Source organism: Streptomyces sp. AcH 505 (genome assembly GCF_000818175.1).
Taxonomy (GTDB): Bacteria; Actinomycetota; Actinomycetes; order Streptomycetales; family Streptomycetaceae; genus Streptomyces.
Genome location: NZ_JTIY01000001.1, coordinates 2,068,546 through 2,073,112 on the forward strand (window position 1 = coordinate 2,068,546; position 4,567 = coordinate 2,073,112).

The 4,567-nt window shown below is 70.1% G+C and carries 4 protein-coding genes; 3 read left to right on the forward strand and 1 reads right to left on the reverse strand.

What is annotated here, in order from left to right; all coding sequences use genetic code 11:
* Positions 1–829, forward strand: an 829-nt coding sequence (locus HY68_RS09580; RefSeq protein ID WP_198533239.1) for a hypothetical protein, incomplete at its 5' end; no start/stop codon positions are given.
* 313 nt (positions 830–1,142) lie between these two features.
* Here the strand turns inward: HY68_RS09580 and HY68_RS39540 are convergent.
* The gene (locus HY68_RS39540; protein WP_052457051.1) at positions 1,143–2,459 is read right to left on the reverse strand and encodes an ice-binding family protein; all 1,317 of its coding nucleotides are present in this window, start codon (positions 2,457–2,459) and stop codon (positions 1,143–1,145) included.
* A 661-nt stretch (positions 2,460–3,120) separates the two neighbouring features.
* On the opposite strand from HY68_RS39540, the gene HY68_RS09595 reads away from it, so the two are divergent.
* Both HY68_RS09595 and HY68_RS43625 read left to right on the forward strand, forming a co-directional pair.
* Positions 3,121–3,864 carry an IPT/TIG domain-containing protein gene (locus tag HY68_RS09595; protein ID WP_041986942.1) on the forward strand — a complete coding sequence of 248 codons (744 nt, stop codon included), beginning with the start codon at positions 3,121–3,123 and terminating at the stop codon, positions 3,862–3,864.
* Positions 3,865–4,141: 277 nt separating this feature from the next.
* Positions 4,142–4,567: IPT/TIG domain-containing protein (locus HY68_RS43625; RefSeq protein ID WP_198533240.1), on the forward strand; the 426-nt coding region annotated here is incomplete at its 3' end.

Consider the following 4,567-nt stretch of genomic DNA (forward strand, 5'->3'; position numbering starts at 1 on the left):
CCGCACCCGGCGCCGCCGGCGGGCGGTGGCCTGGAGCACGGCGGGCACCGCGCTCTCCGCACTCACCGCATTCGCCGTCGTCACCGTGCTGCCGGGCAGCCACGCCGGCGACACCACCGCGACCAGCGTCAGGATCCCCGACTTCGCGGCCGTCGGGGCGCAGACCTCCCCGCCCGCGGGCAAGGAGGCCCTGACCGGAGCCGCGACCGTGGACATCCTGCGGGACCTGCTCCCCGGCGGGGCGGGCGCACAGCCCACCGTCCGCTGGCAGAACACCGATCCGCGCTTCGCATCCGTCCAGACCACGGGAAGCATCACCACCCGCCCCGACAAGAACGTCGTCGACGTCCGGTTCATGGGCGACTTCGTCTTCAGCCCCGCGGAGGCCGAGGCCGCTCCCGGCACCGCCCCCGGTGCGGACAAGGCATCGCCGGGGACGGACAGCGGCGGCACCGTCGCACCCGACAAGGAGGCCGGCAAGAAGGACGCCGCCCGCCGCAGGCACGAATCGGACATCGCCAAACAGCGCCACGACACCAGCAGGAGTCAGCTGCAGCACCTCTACACCTGCGACGTCCGGAGCACCACGCCCCTCACCGACTGCCACCTGAGCAGCCTCGAAGGCGGCGCCATGCTGCTCGCGTACACCACCACCACCGACGGTGTCCGCACCCGTACCGCCGACCTGCTGCGCCCCGACGGCACCAGGGTCCTCGTCACCGCCACCTCGCTCACCGAAGCCCAGTTGCGTACCATCGCGGCCAGCCCGCGCTGGCAGCAGTGGGTCGACCCGGCCGTGAACGACAAAGCCGCCGGGAAGACCCCATAGGTGTACCGACGGGCCCACCGACGCCGTGGCCCCGCCCTATTCCGGAGGGCGGGGCCACGGTTCTGGTCGTTGGGGTGGCTGAAGCCTTGACGGTCAGAAGCGGCAGTGGCGATCCCCCAGCATCGGCTGCGGGGTCGCGACGGTCTCAGTTCCCTGGTCTCATTCGCTCCCGTCCGGCCCCGTCCGAACCAGCCTGCACCGATCGCCGCATCCCAGGTCAGAATGTCCCCGCTTCCTCGTGCACGGCCTCGTGCGCCCCCAGGGACCACGGGCCGCCCGCCGCCGCAACGGCGGTACCCACGGGCGGGTTGGCTCACCAGGGGCGGGTGACGGTGTTGGTGTCCAGGGTCACGGAGCCGTCGCGGGCCAGGGTCTGGCCGGCGACGGTCACACCGGCGTTCACCGTGATCGATGTCGCGGCCAGGATCCTGCCGGCGAACGCGGTGTCGGGGCCGAGGGTGGCGGAACTTCCGATCTGCCAGATGACGTTGCGGGCCGCGGCGCCATGGGCGAGAAGTACGCGGCTTGCTGTTGCCGTCGTCAGAGTAGATCCGATCTGGAAGATCCACCGGGCGTTGCGGTTGCTCTGAGCATCCAGCGTGAGGGTGCCGGTGAGCGCGATGGAAGAGGTCGCGTTGTAGACGCCGGGAGTCAGCGTCAGGCCGCCGAGGTCTCCGGAGATGCCGGCGTCCGGGATCCGGCCGGCGGCGTTGTCGTACGCCGCGGCGAGATCGGCGTGGGCTTCCAGAGCAGCTGCGTCCGAGATGTGGATGGTTCCGTCCACCTGGCCGGGCGGGAATCCGGTGACGGAAACCCCCGGGCTGACTCCGAGGTCTCCCGTGATGGTGGACAAGCCGGTGTTGGTGACGGACTGTCCGCCCAGCACCGCGAAACGCCCCAGATAGGTGTAGGCGTCCGAGGCCGTGGTCGTACCGCCGAGGGTGGTGACGGAGACATCGACCGGGCCGCGCGCTCCGGCGGGTACCAGGGCGTCGATCTCGGTGTCGGAGGCGACCCGGTAGGAGGTGGCGGGTATCGCGCCGAAGGTGACGGCGGTGGTGTGGGAGAACGCGGTGCCGGTGATGACGACGAGGTTGCCGCCGTCCTCTGGTCCCGAATCGGGGGTGACGACGGTGATGAGAGGGAGGCCGAGGTAGGTGTAGGTGACCGCGCCGGCGATCCCTCCCCGGGTGCGTACGGTGACTGCGACCGGGCCCGCCGAGAGCGCCGAGGGGACGATCGCGGTGAGTTGACCGTCGGAGTCGACGGTGAACCGGGCGGCTTGCGTTCCGAAGCTGACCTGGCTCGTGGTGGACAGGCCGAGGCCGGTGAGGGTCACCGTGTTGCCGCCTGCCAGGGGTCCGGCGGGAGGCGGGACGAGGCGGAAAGAGGGCGGTGGCAGGTAGTAGAAAGTTCCGACCACTCCCGTTCCCCCGGGGGTTGTCACCGAGACGGGCACGGGGCCGTGGCCGGAGGGGGTGATGGTTTCGGTGGTGGTGTCGCTGACGACCGTGAAGCTCACGGCTTGGCGGGAGGCGTAGCGCACGCCGATGGTGCCGGTGAAGTGGCTGCCCGTGAGGGTCACCGCGTCGCCGCCGCCGGTGGATCCCTGGTTCGGTGAAACCGCCATGGGGGACTCCTCGAATCCATGGGTCGACGAACCTGGAGTACCGCGGACCGGCCTGTCGACCAACACAGCTGTTTGTTAGGCGAAGTAGCCCAGTGGCTAGAGGCGGTGGCAATGCCCGGGGCGCTTTTTCACCCGAACGGGGGGGGGAGCGCGGCACGAGGGGGCGGCGAGTGCCCTGCGGGGCGGCGGTGAGTGGTGGTGAGGTCACCGATCGGTCGCGAGAGGAGGCGGACCGCTCAATTCCGGTCTCAAAAATACTATAAAATCAATATCTTTTATTCACAAATACGCCCTCAGGGCGCCGTGTTTCACTCTTGAGCGCTCGACCGAATGGCTGGCGTTTTGGCATAGGCCTTGTGGTCATGCCACCCGGATGGCCTACTCGAAGTGTCCGTTTCGACGGATGTGTAACCTTCGGGCCAGATGCGAGCAGGTCGCTGATTCGAGCGTCGGCCGACGCCGGAATCACGGTGTTCCTCGATAGCCCCGCGTATCACGCAGGCGGCCGACACCGCCAAGCGCGCGCCATCGCAGGGCCACCGAATGACCACCTGGCCAGTGGACATGAGATCCGATTCGCACCCGGTCGAGGCACCCGAGAAATCCGAACGCCCCATCACTGCTCGTAATGTACCGCATTGCGAGCGAGGAAGAAGCTCTCATGCCAATCAGCCCGAATCAAGGATCAAGTGGCGGCGGCACACTCGTCACCATCACCGGTACCGGTCTCAGCGGCACCACCGCCGTGCGCTTCGGCACCCGGGCCGCCACCGCCGTCACCAACGTCTCGCCCACCCAGGTCACCGCCGTCTCCCCCTCGGGTAACGGGTCGGTCGGCGTCACCGTGACCACGCCGGGAGGGACGAGCAACCCCCTCCCGTTCTTCTACGTCGGGGCACCGTTCAAGCAGTCCCTGAGCCCGACCTCCGGGTCGACGGCGGGCGGCGAGACCGTGACCATCAACGGGACCGGCCTGTCCACCGCCAGCAGCGTCGCCTTCGGCGCCAACAACGCGGTCCCGACGGTCGTGTCCGACGGCAGGATCACCGTCGCCGCACCGGCGGGCACCGCAGGGTCGGTAGGAGTCAGCGTCACCACTGCGGGCGGCACCAACAACGGGCTGTCGTACACCTACGTCGCCGCTCCGACGGTGACTACGGTCACCCCCGCGGAGGGGCCGACGACGGGCGGCACGACCGTGACCGTGGCCGGTACCGGCCTCACCAGTACCAACCAGGTCACCTTCGACGGGAACCCGGCGCCCTTCACCGTGCTCTCCGACACCGCGGTGTCGGCCGTCACGCCTCCCGGGGCGGCCGGCGCCGTCGACGTCGTCGTCACCAACGACGCGGCCAGCGCGACCGCCGCGGACGCGTACACCTATCTCGCGGGGCCCGGCATCTGACCGCCCCGGAGGGGACCGGCCACCGCCGGCGATCGTCGTCCCACCCATAGCGGACGCGCCGACCACACAGGGCGCCGTGCCCGCCTCACAAGCCCCCGGTTCGGAAGTCATCCCCGGGCCGGGGGCCCGAGCCGTCCAACCCCGCGCCACGTCAAGACCAGGCCGCGAGCGTTCTCCCGACGTCGCCGGAGCCCGCGTGACGGGTGGTGGTGGCGGGCGGGATCCGATCAGTAGTCCCCGACCTTCCCGGGCGGGGAGGCACACCTACGGAGACACCGTGGAAAACAGTGATCCAACGGCGCGAGCGGTACAACCCAGCGTCGCGGCCGCCGCCCCCGTCCTCAGTTCCGTCGTCCCCAACACCGGGTCCGCCGCAGGCGGCAGCACGGTCACCTTGAACGGCAGCGGCTTCACCGGAGCCACGTCGGTCACCTTCGGCGCCAACCCCGCCCTCAGCTACACGGTCGACACCTCCGCGAAGATCACCGCGGTGACACCGTCCGGCACCGGGGCCGTCGCGGTCACCGTGCGATCCCCCAGCGGGACGAGCAACTCCGTCACCTACACCTACGCGGCCACGCCGGCCCTCACCGCCATCGCGCCCAACCAGGGTCCGGCGTCGGGCGGTACAACGGTCACCCTCACCGGCACCGGCCTGTCCGGAGCCACGGCGGTGGCCTTCGGCGGCAACGCCGCCACCACG

Excerpts from the sequence above, each read along its gene's own strand:
- HY68_RS39540 (WP_052457051.1), bottom strand. The coding sequence starts at position 2,459 with ATGGCGGTTTCACCGAACCAGGGATCCACCGGCGGCGGCGACGCGGTG.
- HY68_RS09595 (WP_041986942.1), top strand. The coding sequence starts at position 3,121 with ATGCCAATCAGCCCGAATCAAGGATCAAGTGGCGGCGGCACACTCGTC.